This is a genomic window from Cytobacillus spongiae (genome assembly GCF_021390075.1).
The window spans coordinates 2,812,681-2,830,441 of the sequence record NZ_CP089997.1 but is presented as its reverse complement, the minus strand read 5'-3'; the positions used below and the strand labels follow the sequence as shown (position 1 = coordinate 2,830,441).

The following is a 17,761-nucleotide window of genomic DNA, read 5'->3' as shown; positions in this document are numbered from 1 at the left end:
ATAATGTACAATGAAGTTACTTACTAAACCACACATATTAGACTATGTTAAAGACATACCTATTAATCTTATATTTTGCTAACCGCAGTAGCTTTTTTCCGTTGAGATGTGTCCTTTGGTGCTTGATGTACGGGTAGACAGATACCTGTACAAACGTTAAACAAATTTCATTAATATGATAAGTGAGGCGATTTAAATGGAAGGGTTAACTTTCTTTACTTACCCAAGTTGTACATCTTGTCGAAAGACAAAAAAGTGGCTGACTAATCATGAAGTAAATTTTGAGGAAAGACATCTATTCAGAGAAACACCCTCTTATGAAGAACTATTGGAGATCTTATCGTTAACTACGGAGGGGTTTGATGAGTTATTGGCGAAAAGAAGTCAAAACTTTAAGGAAATTGGTGTAGATGTAAATGACTTACCGATTTCAAAGGTAGTCCAAATGATCATTGATGATCCCAAGTTACTTAGAAGACCGATTATTACCGATGGCAAAAAGCTAATCGTTGGCTATAACCCTGATGCATTGAAAAGTATTTCGAATAAAAAGAGTGTGTATAGATTAACTAGTTAAAGAAGACGATAAACAGTCTTCTTTTTTTTGACTTCATTCTATAGGAGGATGGATAGCAAGGTTAACGAATGTTGTTTGAATTTATGATACTGGGCTAGCAGGATTCGAACCTACGCATGACGGAGTCAAAGTCCGTTGCCTTACCGCTTGGCTATAGCCCAACAGATAATGTATGACTATTTTGTGAACAACAGAAAATTTTATGCAATAAATAATACAATTAAGCAGGAATTAGGAGGCGTTGGTAGAATTTCTTTTAGCAATTAAATAAAAAGGTGGTGTAAATGAAAATTTGAGCTCGATAAAAAGACTTGCGTATAAGGTTTTATCGGATGCTGTTCAGTTAAATGCATCGGACCTTCATATTATTCCTCGAGAAAACGATTCACTCATTCAGCAACGAGTTGGCAACAAACTAGTCCCTCAAATGTGTATACCAAAGGAAGAATGTGACAGATTGATTTCTCATTTAAAGTTCACTGCTTCGATGGACATTGGTGAACGAAGAAGACCTCAAAGCGGTGCCTTTACGTTAACCATTGAAGGCAAGCTTATTGGATTTAGACTCTCCACTCTTCCTGCAAAGTTTTCAGAAAGCCTCGTCATTCGAATTCTTCCACAGCAAGAACAAATCCCTTTCTTTCAAATTTCCCTTTTTCCAAACTCTTCACAAAAATTATTAGCCTTATTAAAGCATGCCCATGGACTTATTATCTTTACAGGTCCAACTGGAAGCGGAAAGACCTCGACCCTCTATTCACTGCTACATGAAACCTCCCATTTATATAACCGCAATGTGATCACATTAGAAGACCCAATCGAAAAAAATTGCGATACTGTACTTCAGGTTCAAGTGAATGAGAAAGCAGGGATGTCCTATACAACAGGCCTTAAAGCGATATTAAGACATGATCCTGATATCATTATGGTGGGGGAAATTCGAGATGCAGAAACAGCAGAGATTGCTGTACGCGCATCTTTAACCGGGCATTTAGTGTTAAGTACAATGCATGCGAGAGATGCTAAAGGAGCGATTTTTCGATTGTTGGAGTTCGGTGTTAATTGGTTAGAAATCGAACAAACCCTTGTAGCGGTAACTGCACAGCGGTTAGTGGAATTAACTTGTCCATTCTGTAAAGGGGAATGTTCACCATTTTGTTATAGCCAGCGGAAGGTAAAGCGTGCAAGTGTATTTGAACTGCTTACAGGAAGAACATTATCAGCTGTTTTGAGAGAAGCAAAAGGGATAGAAAGTAACTATCATTATCCTACTCTAAAGGATGTGATAAAAAAGGGGATTGCTTTAGGATTTATTAAAGAAACAGAATATGAACGCTGGGTATTTGAACATGAAAAGTGACAAGTGGTCTACAGAAGAGCAAGTACTGTTCTTAAAGCGAACAGGTGAATTGTTAGAACGAGGTTATCCGCTATCAGAGGCGATTGAATCCTTACTATATCATTTTCCGCAAAAAAGAAAAGATGCGATACTTTGCTGTTTAGCCGAATTAAAAGAAGGCTTCCCATTCCATCGAATTCTTTCACAACTGCAATTTAACACTAATCTCATTGGCTTTGTTTATTTTGCAGAACAACATGGGGGACTAGCCACTGCTTTTCAAGACGGTAGTGAATTGCTATTGAAAAGAGAACATGACCTCCAAAAAGTAAAGAAGCTGCTTTCGTACCCTCTTATATTAATGAGTGTTACTGCTTTTATGTTTGTATTTGTCCATAATGTATTATTGCCTCGCTTTACTTCACTCTTTCAATCTATGTCTATTCAAACAAATATGTTTACACGTTTCATCTCGTTGGTTGGGAATATACTTCCATTTATCCTAGCCATTTTTCTCCTAATTGTTCTTGGGGGGCTGCTCTATTATGTAAAATGGTTTCGCCGAGCCTCTCCGATTAGGCAAAAACTTCATTTAATGAAAATCCCATTAGTAAATTCATTTTTACGGCTTCTCTATACCCATTATTTTTCCGTTCAGCTAAGCTACCTACTTTCTTCAGGCCTTTCTATCTTTGAAGCTTTGCTTCTTTTTGAAAACAATCAAGAGCAGCCGTTTTACCGTCAAATTGGTAAGCGGATTAAAGGGAAATTAGCGACTGGGGAAAAGTTGGAAACGATTTTAAAGCAATTGACATTTTTTGAAGGGGAGCTTGTCCATATTGTAAAGCATGGACAAGAAAACGGGAAATTAGATCAGGAACTCTACTTTTATAGTAGGCATTGCCTGCATCTACTTGAATATAAGACTGAAAAAGCAATGAAAGTGATTCAGCCGATCATCTATTTATTTCTTGGGGTATTAATTGTTTCAATGTATTTAGCTGTCCTATTACCAATGTTCCATTTATTAGAAGGCATATAGAAAGGAGATTCAGTCATGAACAATGAAAAGGGGTTTACCCTAATCGAAATGATGATTGTGCTATTAATCATTTCCGTGCTTCTAATTATCACGATTCCGAATATCACTCGACACAATTCAAAAATAAATGAAAAGGGATGTGAGGCATTGGTCAACATGGTTCAAGCACAAGTTCAAGCATATGAAATGGACAACAAAGCACCACCATCAACTATTAATGATCTTATTACAAATCAGTACGTCACAAACGGGCAATCAACTTGTCCTGACGGTAGACCACTCGGTATTGATAGCGATGGGAAAGTGACGATCGGAACGAAAACTCCATAATGAAACCAAATGAAAACGGGTTTACGTTAATTGAAGCCTTAAGCGTACTTAGTATGTTTCTTCTGATGACCTCTATCTCAATTTTCTCCATTCGTTCTCTCGCTTTTACGATGGAGAAAGAATTGTTCTTCTCTCAATTCGAAGGGGACATGTTATATGCACAGGAATACGCCCTTTCGCATCAACAACAAATCCTAGTGATCTTTAGCCCTACAGAACATTATTACATTATTCGAGAAAGGAATGAAGGTCCCTACCTAGCTAAACGCTATTATTCTAAGAACATTGAAGTTCATCAAGGGTCTCTTGGGTTATCATTCGATTTTACGGCGAGAGGGAATATTAATAAATTCGGATCACTGCTCATTACGATTGGTACAGAGGAGTATAAAGTCACATTTTTTATCGGAAGGGGCCGTTTTTATGTACAAGAAGGATGGTAACGGTTTTTTCTTAGCAGAAATCTTATTGTCTTTAGCAGCCTGGCTAATGGTTGGAGGATTGATGTTTCCACTTATTATGGATCTATCGAAAAAAAACCTTCAGTTAGAGGAAGAACAAACTGCCTATTATTTGTTATATGAGGCACTAATTAAAGAAAAAGTAGAAGGAACACCTCATTTGGACGAGATGATGAAAAGAAATGGTAGAGAATATCTACTAATTTGGACAGACGAAGAGGGAAAGGTATGTGTTAAGTTTGAAAATCCATATAGACAGGAAACGTCTGTTTGTGACAGAGTACAATAATTTGGGGTTTACGATGCTAGAAATGATATTTTCGTTCTCGATTTTCTTAATTATTGCAGCCTTTCTTCCTCTGTGCTTTAAAGCTGTTTTTAAGGAGGAGCCCCTTCGAATGAATCGGCACAAAATGGAATGGGAGGTATTTGTAAATCAATTGAAGGAAGAGGTTAGACAAAGCGATGAAATTTTAGTGTTTAGCAATAAATTAATCGTAAGAAAAAATGGAGATGACGTAATTTATGAAAGATATGGGACAAATCTTAGAAGGCGTGTGAATTTTGCCGGACATGAAGTGGTTTTACAGAACATGAAATCTGCAACGTTTTCTCCTATACCAAATGGTTTCATTCTCAATGTAGAAGATACCTATCAAGAAACTTACCAAGTAGCTGTTCGATCATATTTACAGTTGGAGGGAGGAGGATGAGAGTAAATGAAAAAGGAATGATCTACCCAATAACCTATAGTCTCCTTATTGTAGTTTCTTTTTTCCTCCTTATTGTCACCGAACAATATGTAACTGAAAAAAAGATTCTAGCAGAAAACAAACAGCTATTGAAGCAAGAGTATTATATGCTGTGTTCTGTTCGAGAAATGGAAAAAATTCTTCAAAATGGGGCCGCTTCCTCCTCTGGGGAGCTCCATTTTCATGATGGAGTGGTTCAATATGAACAAGTAGCAATTACATCTGCTTTAACACAGGTTACGTTTAAACTTTATTTAGAAGCTAACATGGAAATCCTTGGGTTCGGTTATTATGATCAAGATCTCAAAAAAATGATAAAATGGGTGGAAAAGTAGGATGATGGGGGATTGAAATGAAATCAATATTTTTGATCGGTTTTATGGGAGCAGGAAAAACGACAGTAGGGAAAGCTCTGGGGGAGGAGATGAACCTCCCCGTCTTAGATACAGATGAGGAAATTGTGAAGCAAGAGAATCGATCAATTAACGAAATATTCGCTAAAGAAGGAGAGGGCTATTTTCGTCAGGTCGAATCTCAGATCTTGAAGGATCTCCCAAAGGAAAAAATGATTATAACAACGGGTGGTGGGATTATACTTCAAGGGGAAAATCGAGCTTATTTGCAGACAAATGGAACGGTTATTTATTTACATGCAAAAATCGAGGAGCTCTTGTTTAGATTACAAAATGATCAAACAAGACCACTCGTTCGAAATGGTGATAAGCAGGAGATCATCGAACGCTATCAGAAGAGGTTAGCCTTATATGAACAGACGTGTCATATTCAAATCCAAACGGAAGGAAAAAGCGTAGCCGAAATTGTGACTGAGATCAATGAATGTTTGAAATGAAAAAAACTGGACATACTTGTAAGTGTGGAAGGCAGGTGTGTCTATGAAAACAAATGACTATGTGAAATATATAACACAAACATTCGTCAAATATATAGACCAACCAAAAGATGAACGGCGAAAGCAACGGATAGAGAGAAAAGATTCAAGGGCTTCATTTTTATTTCGGTGGTTTGGCATTATTCCGTACGTATTGTTTTCATTTATGAAAAAGAAAAAATAATAAGTGGTATTATATAGGCGTAAAGAGACAGACCATTGTTTCTTTGCGCTTTTTTCGTTTATTTTTCTGATTGGTTAACTATTTGAGGGAATGGCAAAAGGTTGGCTTGTGAGATTATGATCGGATTATATTAGATAACTAGTAGTTAGTATTAAGAGGACCAGGCTTTTTGATCCTCTTGACTACAAAATTCATGGTATAATTATCCAAAAGGAGTGTGGTTCCTATGATCTTGAGCGAAATACTATTAATAGTGACGATTTTCTCTTTGCTATTACTTGGAGGCGTATCGTTTACTCTTTTCATTAGGAGATCGATTCACAATTCAAGCTCGAAGGCGGCTGCATCGAGTGAGATTCATAAGAAATTAGATCGTATCATTGAACTGTTAGAACACCAATCAAAATAACATCGGACGTACCCATTAAATCGCTTCATCTGTTAAATAAAACAAGCCGCCATTAATAACCGAGATATGTATTTTCGGCTCGTACTGATCTTGTAAGGCTTGCTTTTCGACCTCATAGCTTTCCGTTTTTTCTTCTTGTTCCTCATAGAAATGCTCTAGTAGGTCAAGGTCTATTTTCCAGCGTTGTCTCGCATCTGCTGCCCATGTATGTTCTTCATCTGCTATGACATTTTTCAACGTATTTTCGATGCGAGAAACCCCACTTTGCGGTTTGATGATGGGTGATAATGTAAAGGTATAGTCTGGAATTTTCGGTGTTAACTTCAGTTGCAGTAAGCGGTCATGAAATCCTTCGACCATTTTCCCATTTATTAATTGAAGCCCAATAGATTTAAAAACATCCCGTTTTCTGTCACATTGGTACGAAATTTTCACATTTATTCCAAGCCAAGGCTTTAAAGCTGTTTGCTGGCCGTTGAAGTGATGATTTTCATATAGCCGAATATATCCTGCCAGCTTTTTCGTTGACTGAAAAATTTGATGAAGTCTTGGAGAGCCGAAATGAATCGTTTCTCCCTTTACATGCTCAGGTGTTTTATTTGGTTCGGTAATAAAGGTGAGCTTCATTGGGTTTGGCTCTCCACCAGTCTTCTCCAAATAGTGCCAATAAAACGGACGATTCATCAGCTCCTTGTCTAACTCAATCGTTAATTGGACGGACATATAGCCTGGTTGATTTTCAATGATTTCGCAGCCATTAGCGACAAAGTACTTTTCAAGAAATGCTTTAATCTCATGTTGCTGCATTTGATTCACCCTCTCTCACTTGCTCAGCGAATTCAATCATTGATGTGAAGTTATCCATCTTGATCTTCATTTCTCCTTCACTCGTTGAATGACTGAAAATATCAATTAAATGATCCTCAACATTCCCAAATTCCAGCTTGGTTAATATATCGTCAAGTTCACCGATGACCTTTTCAAACAAATTAATTTTCTCATGTAGCAGCTTTAATACATGTTCTTCAACCGTGTTCTTCGTGGCAAAGTTGTAGATCATCACATCTTTTTCCTGACCTAACCGGTGGATACGGCCAATTCGTTGTTCAAGGCGCATTGGATTCCACGGGAGGTCAAAGTTGATAATATGGTTACAAAATTGGAGGTTAATCCCCTCACCGCCAGCCTCTGTTGCAATTAGTACCTGTGCATGCTTTTGAAATAACTCTCGCATCCAGTCCTTTTTCCCGCGTTTAAACCCACCTCGAAATGGCACTGATGTAATGCCATTTTGCTTTAAATACCATTGCAGATACATTTGGGTAGCCCGATACTCTGTGAAAATAATTACTTTATCATCAATTTTTTTTATAAGCTCTAATGCTTTTTCTGCTTTAGAGTTCGATTGAACTGCGTTTACCTTTGACATAAGTAAGGCGATTTGCTGCTCATATGCTTCGTTCGGTGTTTCTTTTCGTTGAATCATATTTTTGAGCGTAAAATAAACGGCCTCTCTACTACTGCATGCCTCTCTTTGTAAGGTCATTATAGAAAATTGACTCGCATGTCCAAAAGTCTCTGCCCCCCTTAAGAGATTTACAGCATCGTATAGCTCTCTCTCCTCTTTTGTTAATTCGATAGGAATAGTTTCTACATGTCTCTTTGTCCATTCAATGCCCGTGTCGCTTCGTCGATTGCGAATCATGACTTTATTGACAAGTTCACGCAGATGCTCATCATCGTTTAGTGATCGGGCATCCTTTTTGTATTTCTCATAAAATGCAGTTTCGTTTCCAAGATGACCTGGCTTTAAAAGAGAAACTAGGTTGAAGATTTCACTAATGCGATTCTGAATAGGTGTAGCGGTTAGTAGCAAGCAGAACTTTTTCTTTAAGTTTTGGACAAATTCATAGTTTTTCGTTTTATTATTTTTTAATTTATGAGCTTCATCAATAATAATTAAATCGTAGTTTTGTTCATAAATGATCTCTCTATGAGGCGTACGTTTTGCTGTATCAATTGATGATACAACCACATCACATTGCTCCCATACATAGCTTTTCTTTTGACCAATCGCTGGTATAAAGAATTTGCTGTTTAACTCCATCGTCCATTGCGTAACAAGGGAGGCTGGTACAAGAATTAACACCTTTTTCACTAGTCCTCTTATCATGTATTCTTTTAGGATTAGTCCAGCCTCAATCGTTTTTCCAAGTCCAACTTCATCGGCTAGAATCGCTTTTCCATTCATATTTTCAATGACCTGTTTCGCCACCTCAAGCTGGTGTGGAAGGGGTGTCAAATGGGGCAAATGATTTGGTGCCTGAAGCCCTTCGAATTCCGGAACTACTGTGTGCTTTTCCACTTCCACAGCTAGTTTATATAGCTCCCAATTTCCCCATGGGCCATCATATGCGATTCGATGGTGAAATTCATCCTGCCACTTTAGATGAAAATCGATTTCTACTGTCATTAAAATACAGCTCCTTTTCATACATAAATATATTGCCCAAATGGTTTAAGGATGGTAGGATGAGAGTAGCTTTTAAATGTTTAGAAATTTGTCAAATTATAAAATCTTATAGAAGTTTTATTAAATGATTTCCAGTATGTACTAGTATGACCAATATGGTAAATTTTATAAATGCGAATGACAGCAAGGGGAGAGACTACAGCGTAGCGCCGAAGGAGCAAGCAATGAACTTGTGAATCTCTCAGGCAAAAGAACTCTTGTTGGACGCAACTCTGGAGAGCGCTTTTTACAAAAAGCCACCAAAGGGGAAAGCCATACACTGGTAAACTTTCAGGTGAAAGGACAGAGACCTTCTCGAATTAACAGGGAGGTTTCTGTCCTTTTTTGTATGCCCAAATACAGCATGAAAGCAAGTTAAATCATACTTCTATAGCGATTTTCAATGGGGGAGGATTATCAAATGTCAGAATTAAAACGCACACCGCTCTTTGACGTATATAAAGAATACGGAGCAAAAACGATTGATTTCGGTGGTTGGGACTTACCTGTACAGTTCTCAAGTATTAAAGATGAACATGAAGCTGTAAGAACAAAAGCAGGGTTATTTGATGTTTCTCATATGGGAGAAGTAGAGGTTAAAGGTACTGATAGCCTCGCATACTTGCAAAAAATGATGACAAATGATGTTTCAAAATTGAAAGATGGTGGCGCGCAGTATACAGCGATGTGCTACGAGAACGGCGGAACAGTTGATGACCTCCTCGTTTATAAATTAGAAGACAACCATTATTTACTCGTTGTAAACGCTTCTAACATTGAAAAAGATTATCAATGGTTAGTAGATCACGTGGAAGGTGAAGTGAAGTTAGATAATCTCTCTGAAAAAACAGCTCAGCTTGCCCTTCAAGGTCCTTTAGCTGAAGGTGTTTTGCAAAAGCTTGTTCAGGAAGGTAGCTTAAGTGATATCGGCTTCTTTAAATTTCAAAATGAAGTCAATCTTGGAGGCATACACGCCTTAGTATCACGTACAGGATATACAGGAGAAGATGGGTTTGAAATTTATTGTGACTCAAAAGACGCTGTTACGCTTTGGCATGCTATTTTAGAAGCTGGAAAAGAAGAGGGCGTCATTCCGTGTGGGTTAGGTGCACGTGACACTCTTCGTTTTGAAGCAAATTTAGCTTTATACGGCCAAGAATTATCTCCAGAAATTACTCCTTTAGAAGCAGGTATTGGGTTTGCTGTCAAGATAAATAAAGAAGCTGATTTTATCGGAAAAGAAGTATTAAAGAACCAGCGTGAAAATGGTGTACCAAGAAAGCTTGTTGGTGTTGAAATGCTTGATCGTGGTATTCCTCGTCATGGATACTCTGTCTTTAAAGGTGAAGAGCAGATTGGCGAAGTAACAACGGGTACACAATCGCCAACATTAAAGAAAAATATTGGCTTAGCATTACTAAAAACAGACTTTACTGAAGTGGGAACAGAGGTAGAGATTGAAATTCGTGGAAAACGCTTAAAAGCACAAGTTGCATCAACCCCATTCTATAAAAGAGAAAAGAAGTAAGAGAGGAGAATCACTGATGAAACATCGCTACTTACCGATGACAGAATCTGACCAAAAAGCCATGCTAGATACAATTGGTGTTCAATCTGTTGATGAGCTATTTAATGATATCCCTGAAAAGGTTCGATTCAAAGGGGAATACAAGATTAAACAAGCGAAATCTGAAACGGCTTTAATGAAAGAGCTGACACAATTAGCACAAAAAAATGCCGATTTACGCTCAAACGCCTCCTTCCTTGGAGCGGGTGTCTATGACCATTATATGCCAGTTATTGTCGATCACGTTTTATCTCGCTCTGAATTTTATACAGCGTATACTCCTTACCAGCCAGAAATTTCTCAAGGGGAACTACAAGCGATTTTTGAATTCCAAACGATGATTTGTGAACTTACAGGAATGGATGTTGCGAACTCTTCTATGTATGATGGGGGAACAGCTCTTGCAGAAGCAGCCATGCTAAGCGCAGGTCAAACACGTCGGAAAAAGGTACTTATCTCTTCTGCTGTACACCCAGAGTCAAAAGAGGTCGTTAAGACATATGCGAAGGGTCAATATATAGAAGTAATTGAAGTGCCACATGAAAATGGAGTAACGGACCTACAAGCCTTAAAAGAAATGATGAATGGTGATATTGCAGCTGTGATTGTTCAATATCCTAACTTCTTTGGTCGTGTGGAGCCGTTAAAAGAGCTTGAAGAAATCATCCATGCTGAAAAGTCTATGTTTGTCGTTTCGAGTAATCCTCTTGCACTTGGTGCACTAACTCCTCCAGGTTCATTTGGAGCAGATATCGTAGTTGGGGACGCACAGCCATTTGGGATTCCTACCGCTTTCGGTGGCCCGCACTGCGGTTATTTTGCAGTAACGAATAAGCTGATGAGAAAAGTACCTGGCCGACTTGTTGGACAAACAAATGACGAGCAAGGGAGACGTGGCTTTGTCTTAACGTTACAAGCACGTGAACAACATATTCGCCGTGATAAAGCGACTTCAAATATTTGTTCAAACCAAGCACTAAATGCACTAGCAGCCTCTGTTGCGATGACAGCTCTTGGGAAAAAAGGTGTAAAAGATATGGCGATGGCAAATATCCAGAAAGCGCATTATGCTAAAAAAGTCTTTATAGAGAATGGATTTGAGATTGCATTTGATGGACCATCGTTCAATGAATTTGTCGTGAAATTAAATAAGCCTGTTAAAGCAATGAATCAACAATTATTAACGAATGGAATCATCGGTGGATATGATCTCGGACGTGATTTCAACGAGTTAGAAAATCATATGCTTGTAGCAGTTACTGAGCTTAGAACAAAAGAAGAGATAGACACATTTGTAAAAGAATTGGGGGATTACAATGCTTAATCAAGATCAGCCGTTGATTTTTGAAGTGAGTAAACCAGGTCGTATTGGCTATAGCATCCCGGAGCTAGATGTTCCAGAAATCGATGTAAACGAGCTGCTTCCTGAAGGCTATTTACGCGTTGAAGAGCCGAATCTACCAGAAGTGTCTGAGCTAGATATTATGCGTCATTATACGGCATTATCGAAGCGTAATCATGGAGTAGATTCAGGCTTCTATCCTCTTGGTTCTTGTACGATGAAATACAATCCGAAAATCAATGAAAATGTTGCACGTTTTAATGGATTTGCTCATATTCATCCATTGCAAGATGAGAGCTCTGTTCAAGGGGCTCTTGAACTGTTATACGATCTACAAGAGCATTTAATTGAAATTACAGGAATGGATGAAGTGACACTTCAACCAGCTGCTGGAGCACATGGAGAATGGACGGGGTTAATGATGATCCGTGCTTTCCATGAAGCAAACGGCGATACAAAACGGACGAAAGTAATTGTTCCCGATTCTGCTCATGGAACAAACCCAGCATCTGCGACAGTTGCCGGCTTTGAAACAATTACAGTAAAGTCGGATGAGAATGGCTTAGTGGATTTAGAGGATCTTCGTCGTGTTGTTAATGAAGAAACGGCAGCTCTAATGCTAACAAACCCTAATACACTAGGTCTATTTGAAGAGAACATTCTTGAAATGGCTGAGATCGTTCACGGTGCAGGTGGTAAGCTCTATTATGATGGAGCAAACCTTAATGCCGTTCTATCAAAAGCACGTCCAGGTGATATGGGCTTTGATGTCGTTCACTTAAACCTTCATAAGACTTTTACAGGTCCACATGGTGGGGGTGGCCCAGGATCGGGCCCTGTAGGTGTAAAAGAAGACTTAATTCCGTTCCTTCCAAAACCAATTATAACGAAAAGAGGGGACGAATATATATTAGATTATGATCGCCCTCAATCGATTGGCCGTGTCAAACCATACTATGGAAACTTTGGGATTAATGTACGCGCATATACGTATATCCGTACGATGGGTCCTGATGGGTTAAAGGCTGTCACTGAATACGCGGTATTAAATGCCAACTACATGATGAGAAGACTTGAGCCACACTTTGATCTTCCGTTCGACCGTCATTGTAAGCATGAATTCGTACTTAGCGGAAAACGACAAAAGAAACTAGGGGTTCGTACGTTAGATATTGCCAAACGTCTTCTTGACTTTGGGTACCATCCACCAACCATTTACTTCCCGCTAAATGTAGAGGAATGTATTATGATTGAACCAACAGAAACAGAATCTAAAGAAACATTAGATGAGTTTATCGATGCAATGATTCAAATTGCGAAGGAAGCAGAAGAAAATCCGGAAATCGTTCAAGAAGCTCCACATACAACTGTAGTAGGTCGTCTAGACGAAACGCTTGCTGCTCGTAAGCCGGTTCTTCGTTACCTAAAAGCTTAAAAAATTGTTGTAGAAAACATTCACTGGATAACTTGTTGAATAATCAAAATTAAGCGTGAATTCCTAAGCGAATTCGCGCTTTTTCCTTCTATTATTAGACGAGGTTGCTTTTTGTAGAATGGAACTGTTTTGGGATAGAATGTCGACATAGAAATAGACAATTAAAAGGCAAGAAGAGAAAAAAGCCTGTTGAGGGGAATTTCCACACAACAGGCTTTTTCTTTGTTTTAGTTCTTTGATTTTATTTTACCAGACCATTTTTTGAACCCGCCTTGTAGTTGAGAAAGGTCTTTATAGCCTTTTCTATTAAGGAATTGGGCAGCTCTGCCGCTGCGAGTTCCACTTTGGCAATAAAGATAGACAGGCTTGTCCGGACGAATTTCCTTCATGCGCATTTTTAACTGCGAAAGCGGGATATTTCTAGAGCCAAGAATATGTCCTGCTTCAAATTCATTCGGTTCTCTTACATCAATTAGTTGTGCCTTGCGATAGCCTTGACGGAATTCTTCCTCTGTCAAGGTTTTTAGAATCTTTCGTTGATATAAAAAGACAACGATTGAATAGGTTAAAATAGCACCAACCGCAATTAAAATGAAATATAAAATATCCATCTCTTTACTCCTTTCACACAGGGATAAGACAACTTATATTATATAAGTTATGATAGGAGGGAGTAAAGAATATCTTCTTAAATAATCGGACAAGGTTTTCTTACTTTGTTTTTTATGTATCATCTGATAGACTAAAAAACGCAGAAATTATTAAATGACAAACGAGGGTTCAAGATGGAAAAAGAAATTTGGCGGTTTATTGACTCGGGCAATTGCTCCCCATCATTTAATATGGCACTAGATGAGGCATTGCTAGATTGGAATAGTCAGGGGAAAATCCCACCTGTTATTCGCTTTTATGGATGGGATCCAGCAACATTATCGATCGGTTACTTCCAGAAGGTTGAAAAAGAAATCAATATGGAAGCAGTACAAGAACATGGCTTAGGTTTTGTAAGAAGACCTACAGGTGGGAGAGGGGTTCTTCACGAGCATGAGCTTACATACAGTGTGATTGTTTCAGAAGAGCACCCAGATATGCCAAATACGGTCACAGAAGCTTACAGGGTGATTTCTGAAGGGATATTAAAGGGCTTTCATCATTTAGGGTTAGAGGCCTATTTCGCAGTCCCAAGAACAGATGAAGAGCGTAGTTCATTAAAAAACCCTCGATCAGCGGTCTGTTTTGATGCACCTAGCTGGTATGAACTTGTTGTTGAAGGACGAAAGGTAGCTGGCAGTGCACAAACGAGGCAGAAGGGTGTTATTCTTCAACATGGATCAATTTTACTCGATCTTGATGAGGATAAGCTTTTTAGTCTATTTAAATATCCAAATGATCGGGTAAAGGAACGAATGCAGAAGGCTTTTAAAAATAAAGCGGTTGCAATTAATGAAATAAGCCCAAGAACGATTACGCTTAATGAAGCAAAAGAAGCCTTTAAAAAAGGGTTTGAAGAGGGGCTTAATATCAAGCTAGAGCCATATGAGCTTACACCTGATGAAATTTCAATTGTTGAGCAACTAGCTAAAGATCGATATGAAAATCCAAAATGGAATTTCAAACGATAAAAATAGAGCATTGCTGTGTTGTCAACAAGTAATGCTAGGTATAAGGAACGATTTAATAATATTTTGAAAAAGTGGCGAATTTTGTCGCTTTTTCTTTTTTTGTTGTTAGATGCATACAAATCGCATATTTCTAGGCTTTTTCCTTTGAAAAAAGAAGCAAGGCTCAAAATATGTTAAAAATTATCGTATTTTGCTGTAAAAATAGATAAATCTCTTTTTTTCTCTTGTTTCTATCCTTTTTGGTGTTTGACAAAATGAAAACAATTTGACCAAAACACAATATATAGTATGTAGAAAAATAAATGAGGTACTATATGTTGATTTTGGTTTTTTTATATGATATTTTATTGTTACTGCAATAAACATCTAGATTCGTAACATAAACTACTAAACTATTAGCTTTTCGCTAATTTATAGAAAAGGCTATTTTCTAAAAGATTGTTGTTTTATAGCATGATACCTTCTTCATACGAAGGCTGGGAGTATGGAGCGGTAGGAAGCGAGACACATGTGTGAGCGGTGGGACAGATGAGATCCCGGAGAGAGGCAAAACCGAGGAGGCGAATTGCACGTCTCGCGGCAAGCGAGTATCCTGGAGCAAAAAACTGCTGCCCATGTTTCAGAAGCAACAATATATAGGAAAACAGCCATAGAAAAAAACAAAGAAACATTTTCATTTGAAGGAGTTGTAGGCATGTCTGTTGCATTGAGACAAAATAATGAAATTAATATTGAGAGATTGAACAAGGATATTCGGTTATTTCCCCAAGTTCACCCCATTACCCCTGATATGAAAACTACCCATAAAGGGGTCTCTCGTTTAGTGATGCTCGATCGTTATACGTTTAAAGATACTGAAAAAGTGACACTAACAAATGGAGACTTCGTTGTATTAACCATCAAAGAAGACCCTAAATTTCCTGCACGCGGATTAGGATATATCGTTGAGATTGATTGGGAAAGTAAAAAAGCAAAGGTAAAAGTCGATGATGAGTTCAGAGGCGTTTTGGACAACCCACAAGAGGCTGACACCGGTATTATTATTCGCTCTCTTGATGTGATAGAGAAGCCATTAGAAGTATTCTATGAGCAAATTGCAAAACGCAATGCAACAGGCCTAGCATCGGTCGAAACAACGGAAGAAAAGCGCCAAGAATGGTTTCACAAGTTTTACGAAGAGCTTGTGAATTTAAACTTTATTCCAGCTGGTCGTGTATTATACGGAGCTGGATCGAATACAGATGTGACCTACTTTAACTGCTACGTTATGCCGTTCGTTCAGGATTCTCGTGAAGGGATTTCTGAGCACCGCAAACAAGTGATGGAAATAATGAGCCGAGGTGGTGGTGTTGGAACAAATGGTTCCACGCTACGTCCACGGAACACATTAGCAAAAGGTGTGAACGGCAAGTCGTCAGGTTCGGTTTCATGGTTAGATGATATTGCGAAGCTAACTCACTTAGTTGAGCAAGGGGGTTCACGCCGTGGTGCCCAAATGATCATGCTAGCAGATTGGCATCCAGATATAATCGAATTTATTATTTCAAAAATGCAAAACCCTCGAATTTTACGCTTTTTATTAGAAACAACTAATGATGAGACAATCAAAAGGTATGCGAAGGAAAAGTTAAAATTCACTCCGCTTACAGAACAAGAAAAAGCAATGTACCAAGGGATCATTAACTATAAAACAATCCCTGGTCTTGGCGGATTCTCAGATAAGATGATTCGTGATGCAGAAGAGAAGCTAGAAACTGGTGGAAATTATTCTGTTCATAATTCCGAATTTTTAACAGGTGCGAATATTTCAGTATGCTTAACGAAGGAATTTATGGATGCAGTTGAAAAGGATGAAGAATATGAGCTTCGCTTCCCAGATGTAGAAAGCTATTCTGCAGAAGAAATGCAAACCTATAATGAAGAATGGCATAAAGTTGGCGATGTTCGCGAATGGGAGAAAATGAACCATAAAGTACGAGTTTATCGCCAAATCAAAGCGAAGGAGCTTTGGAACTTAATCAATATCTGTGCTACTTATTCAGCCGAGCCTGGAATTTTCTTCATTGATAATGCCAACGATATGACGAACGCAAAAGCGTATGGAAATAGCGTTGTCGCTACAAATCCTTGTGGGGAACAGCCGCTTGCCCCTTATAGTGTTTGTAATTTAGCAGCTGTAAACCTTGCTGAAATGGCGAATAAAGAAACAAAGCAAGTAGATTTTGATAAATTAAAGCGCACGGTTGAAGTAGGCGTTCGTATGCAAGATAACGTTATTAATGCTACGCCATATTTCTTGGAAGAGAATAAAAAGCAAGCACTAGGCGAGAGACGTGTAGGTTTAGGGGTTATGGGTCTTCATGATCTTCTCATTTATTGTGAAACAGAATACGGTTCTGAAGAAGGGAATCAATTAGTAGACAAAGTGTTCGAAGCAATTGCTACGACAGCATACCGCACATCTGTTGAGTTAGCGAAAGAAAAGGGAAGCTTCCCATTCCTAGTTGGTCAATCAGAAGCAGAAACGAACCGTTTACGAAAAGCATTTACTAAAACTGGATTTATGAAGAAAATGCCTGAAGATGTTCGTCATTCAATTCTAGAGCATGGAATTCGTAACTCTCATTTATTAACCGTTGCACCAACTGGAAGTACAGGAACAATGGTGGGGGTATCTACTGGATTAGAACCATACTTCTCCTTCTCTTATTTCAGAAGTGGTCGTCTTGGTAAATTTATTGAAGTTAAGGCAGACATTGTTCAAGAATATTTAGATCAGCACCCAGATGCAGATCCTAACAATTTGCCACATTGGTTTGTAACGGCTATGGAGCTAGCACCAGAAGCTCACGCGGACGTTCAATGTATCATTCAACGCTGGATCGATAGTTCAATTAGTAAAACAGTTAATGCCCCTAAAGGATACAGTGTTGAACAGGTTGAAAAAGTATATGAACGTTTATATAAAGGTGGAGCGAAGGGCGGCACAGTGTATGTTGATGGCTCTCGAGACACACAAGTCTTAACCTTAAAAGCAGAAGAAAATAGCTTTGAAGAAGAAGAAAGCAAGAAAATTCCTGCAGCGAAACAGCATGTCGTTCTTGTCGATACAATTAACGATCTTCGTTCAACAGATGTGACGATTGGATCAGAAGTAGGAAATACATGCCCCGTTTGCCGCAAAGGACAAGTAAAAGAAATCGGTGGCTGTAACACGTGTACAAATTGTAATGCACAATTAAAGTGTGGGTTATAAGTTCATAATTGAGGAGAGTTGGAAAAATTTTTCCTACTCTCTTT

The 17,761-nt window shown here is 38.4% G+C and carries 19 protein-coding genes, 1 tRNA gene and 2 riboswitches; of the genes, 16 read left to right on the top strand and 4 right to left on the bottom strand.

Annotation, left to right across the window (positions count from 1 at the left end; all coding sequences use genetic code 11):
• Nucleotides 1–196 precede the first annotated feature (196 nt).
• Nucleotides 197–577, top strand: a complete 381-nt coding sequence (locus tag LS684_RS14385) for a Spx/MgsR family RNA polymerase-binding regulatory protein (RefSeq protein WP_233806940.1) — start codon at nt 197–199, stop codon at nt 575–577.
• 89 nt (nt 578–666) lie between these two features.
• Here the strand turns inward: LS684_RS14385 and LS684_RS14380 are convergent.
• Nucleotides 667–738, bottom strand: a tRNA-Gln gene (locus LS684_RS14380).
• Between the two features lie 131 nt (nt 739–869).
• Between LS684_RS14380 and comGA the strand changes: the two genes are divergently transcribed.
• From comGA to LS684_RS14330, 10 genes are all read left to right on the top strand, one after another.
• On the top strand, nt 870–1,937 hold the full coding sequence (gene comGA, locus LS684_RS14375; protein ID WP_233806939.1) for a competence type IV pilus ATPase ComGA: 1,068 nt from the start codon (nt 870–872) through the stop codon (nt 1,935–1,937).
• Nucleotides 1,927–2,958: a competence type IV pilus assembly protein ComGB gene (comGB, locus tag LS684_RS14370; protein ID WP_233806938.1), complete on the top strand. Its 1,032-nt coding sequence runs from the start codon at nt 1,927–1,929 to the stop codon at nt 2,956–2,958. Before comGA ends, comGB begins: the two co-directional genes overlap by 11 nt.
• 15 nt (nt 2,959–2,973) lie before the next feature.
• Nucleotides 2,974–3,288, top strand: coding sequence for a competence type IV pilus major pilin ComGC (gene comGC, locus LS684_RS14365; protein ID WP_233806937.1), 315 nt, complete (start codon nt 2,974–2,976; stop codon nt 3,286–3,288).
• Nucleotides 3,288–3,731 carry a competence type IV pilus minor pilin ComGD gene (comGD, locus tag LS684_RS14360; RefSeq protein ID WP_233806936.1) on the top strand — a complete coding sequence of 148 codons (444 nt, stop codon included), beginning with the start codon at nt 3,288–3,290 and terminating at the stop codon, nt 3,729–3,731. Before comGC ends, comGD begins: the two co-directional genes overlap by 1 nt.
• Complete coding sequence (locus tag LS684_RS14355; protein ID WP_233806935.1) at nt 3,712–4,038, top strand: hypothetical protein; 327 nt, start codon at nt 3,712–3,714, stop codon at nt 4,036–4,038. The genes comGD and LS684_RS14355 overlap by 20 nt, the downstream gene beginning before the upstream one ends.
• Nucleotides 4,039–4,051: 13 nt before the next feature.
• Nucleotides 4,052–4,462: a competence type IV pilus minor pilin ComGF gene (gene comGF / locus LS684_RS14350; RefSeq protein ID WP_267930264.1), complete on the top strand. Its 411-nt coding sequence runs from the start codon at nt 4,052–4,054 to the stop codon at nt 4,460–4,462.
• Nucleotides 4,459–4,836, top strand: a complete 378-nt coding sequence (gene comGG, locus LS684_RS14345; RefSeq protein WP_233806932.1) for a competence type IV pilus minor pilin ComGG — start codon at nt 4,459–4,461, stop codon at nt 4,834–4,836. The genes comGF and comGG overlap by 4 nt, the downstream gene beginning before the upstream one ends.
• A gap of 17 nt (nt 4,837–4,853) precedes the next feature.
• The gene (locus LS684_RS14340; protein WP_233806930.1) at nt 4,854–5,351 is read left to right on the top strand and encodes a shikimate kinase; all 498 of its coding nucleotides are present in this window, start codon (nt 4,854–4,856) and stop codon (nt 5,349–5,351) included.
• Nucleotides 5,352–5,394: 43 nt separating this feature from the next.
• Nucleotides 5,395–5,574: a YqzE family protein gene (locus tag LS684_RS14335; RefSeq protein WP_233806929.1), complete on the top strand. Its 180-nt coding sequence runs from the start codon at nt 5,395–5,397 to the stop codon at nt 5,572–5,574.
• 226 nt (nt 5,575–5,800) lie between these two features.
• On the top strand, nt 5,801–5,983 hold the full coding sequence (locus tag LS684_RS14330; protein WP_233806928.1) for a DUF4083 family protein: 183 nt from the start codon (nt 5,801–5,803) through the stop codon (nt 5,981–5,983).
• 15 nt (nt 5,984–5,998) lie between these two features.
• On the opposite strand, the gene LS684_RS14325 is transcribed toward LS684_RS14330, so the two are convergent.
• Together LS684_RS14325 and LS684_RS14320 are read right to left on the bottom strand one after the other, a co-directional pair.
• Nucleotides 5,999–6,790 (bottom strand): YqhG family protein, encoded by a 792-nt coding sequence (locus LS684_RS14325; RefSeq protein ID WP_233806927.1) that lies wholly within the window; start codon nt 6,788–6,790, stop codon nt 5,999–6,001.
• On the bottom strand, nt 6,777–8,456 hold the full coding sequence (locus LS684_RS14320; protein WP_233806926.1) for a DEAD/DEAH box helicase: 1,680 nt from the start codon (nt 8,454–8,456) through the stop codon (nt 6,777–6,779). The genes LS684_RS14325 and LS684_RS14320 overlap by 14 nt, the downstream gene beginning before the upstream one ends.
• A 177-nt stretch (nt 8,457–8,633) precedes the next feature.
• Nucleotides 8,634–8,723: riboswitch (glycine riboswitch) on the top strand.
• A 3-nt stretch (nt 8,724–8,726) separates the two neighbouring features.
• Nucleotides 8,727–8,804, top strand: a riboswitch (glycine riboswitch).
• A gap of 112 nt (nt 8,805–8,916) precedes the next feature.
• Between LS684_RS14320 and gcvT the strand changes: the two genes are divergently transcribed.
• Genes gcvT through gcvPB form a run of 3 tightly spaced genes read left to right on the top strand, consistent with a single transcriptional unit; the run spans nt 8,917 to nt 12,839 of the window.
• Nucleotides 8,917–10,023, top strand: coding sequence for a glycine cleavage system aminomethyltransferase GcvT (gcvT, locus tag LS684_RS14315; protein WP_233806925.1), 1,107 nt, complete (start codon nt 8,917–8,919; stop codon nt 10,021–10,023).
• Between the two features lie 16 nt (nt 10,024–10,039).
• Nucleotides 10,040–11,386 (top strand): aminomethyl-transferring glycine dehydrogenase subunit GcvPA, encoded by a 1,347-nt coding sequence (gene gcvPA / locus LS684_RS14310; protein ID WP_233806924.1) that lies wholly within the window; start codon nt 10,040–10,042, stop codon nt 11,384–11,386.
• Nucleotides 11,379–12,839: an aminomethyl-transferring glycine dehydrogenase subunit GcvPB gene (gene gcvPB, locus LS684_RS14305; RefSeq protein WP_233806922.1), complete on the top strand. Its 1,461-nt coding sequence runs from the start codon at nt 11,379–11,381 to the stop codon at nt 12,837–12,839. Before gcvPA ends, gcvPB begins: the two co-directional genes overlap by 8 nt.
• Nucleotides 12,840–13,066: 227 nt before the next feature.
• Here the strand turns inward: gcvPB and LS684_RS14300 are convergent, their stop codons facing one another.
• Nucleotides 13,067–13,450: a rhodanese-like domain-containing protein gene (locus LS684_RS14300; RefSeq protein WP_233806920.1), complete on the bottom strand. Its 384-nt coding sequence runs from the start codon at nt 13,448–13,450 to the stop codon at nt 13,067–13,069.
• A gap of 174 nt (nt 13,451–13,624) precedes the next feature.
• Between LS684_RS14300 and LS684_RS14295 the strand changes: the two genes are divergently transcribed.
• Both LS684_RS14295 and LS684_RS14290 read left to right on the top strand, forming a co-directional pair.
• On the top strand, nt 13,625–14,461 hold the full coding sequence (locus tag LS684_RS14295) for a lipoate--protein ligase family protein (protein ID WP_233806918.1): 837 nt from the start codon (nt 13,625–13,627) through the stop codon (nt 14,459–14,461).
• Nucleotides 14,462–15,155: 694 nt separating this feature from the next.
• On the top strand, nt 15,156–17,717 hold the full coding sequence (locus LS684_RS14290; protein ID WP_233806916.1) for a vitamin B12-dependent ribonucleotide reductase: 2,562 nt from the start codon (nt 15,156–15,158) through the stop codon (nt 17,715–17,717).
• The last annotated feature ends 44 nt before the right edge of the window (nt 17,718–17,761 follow it).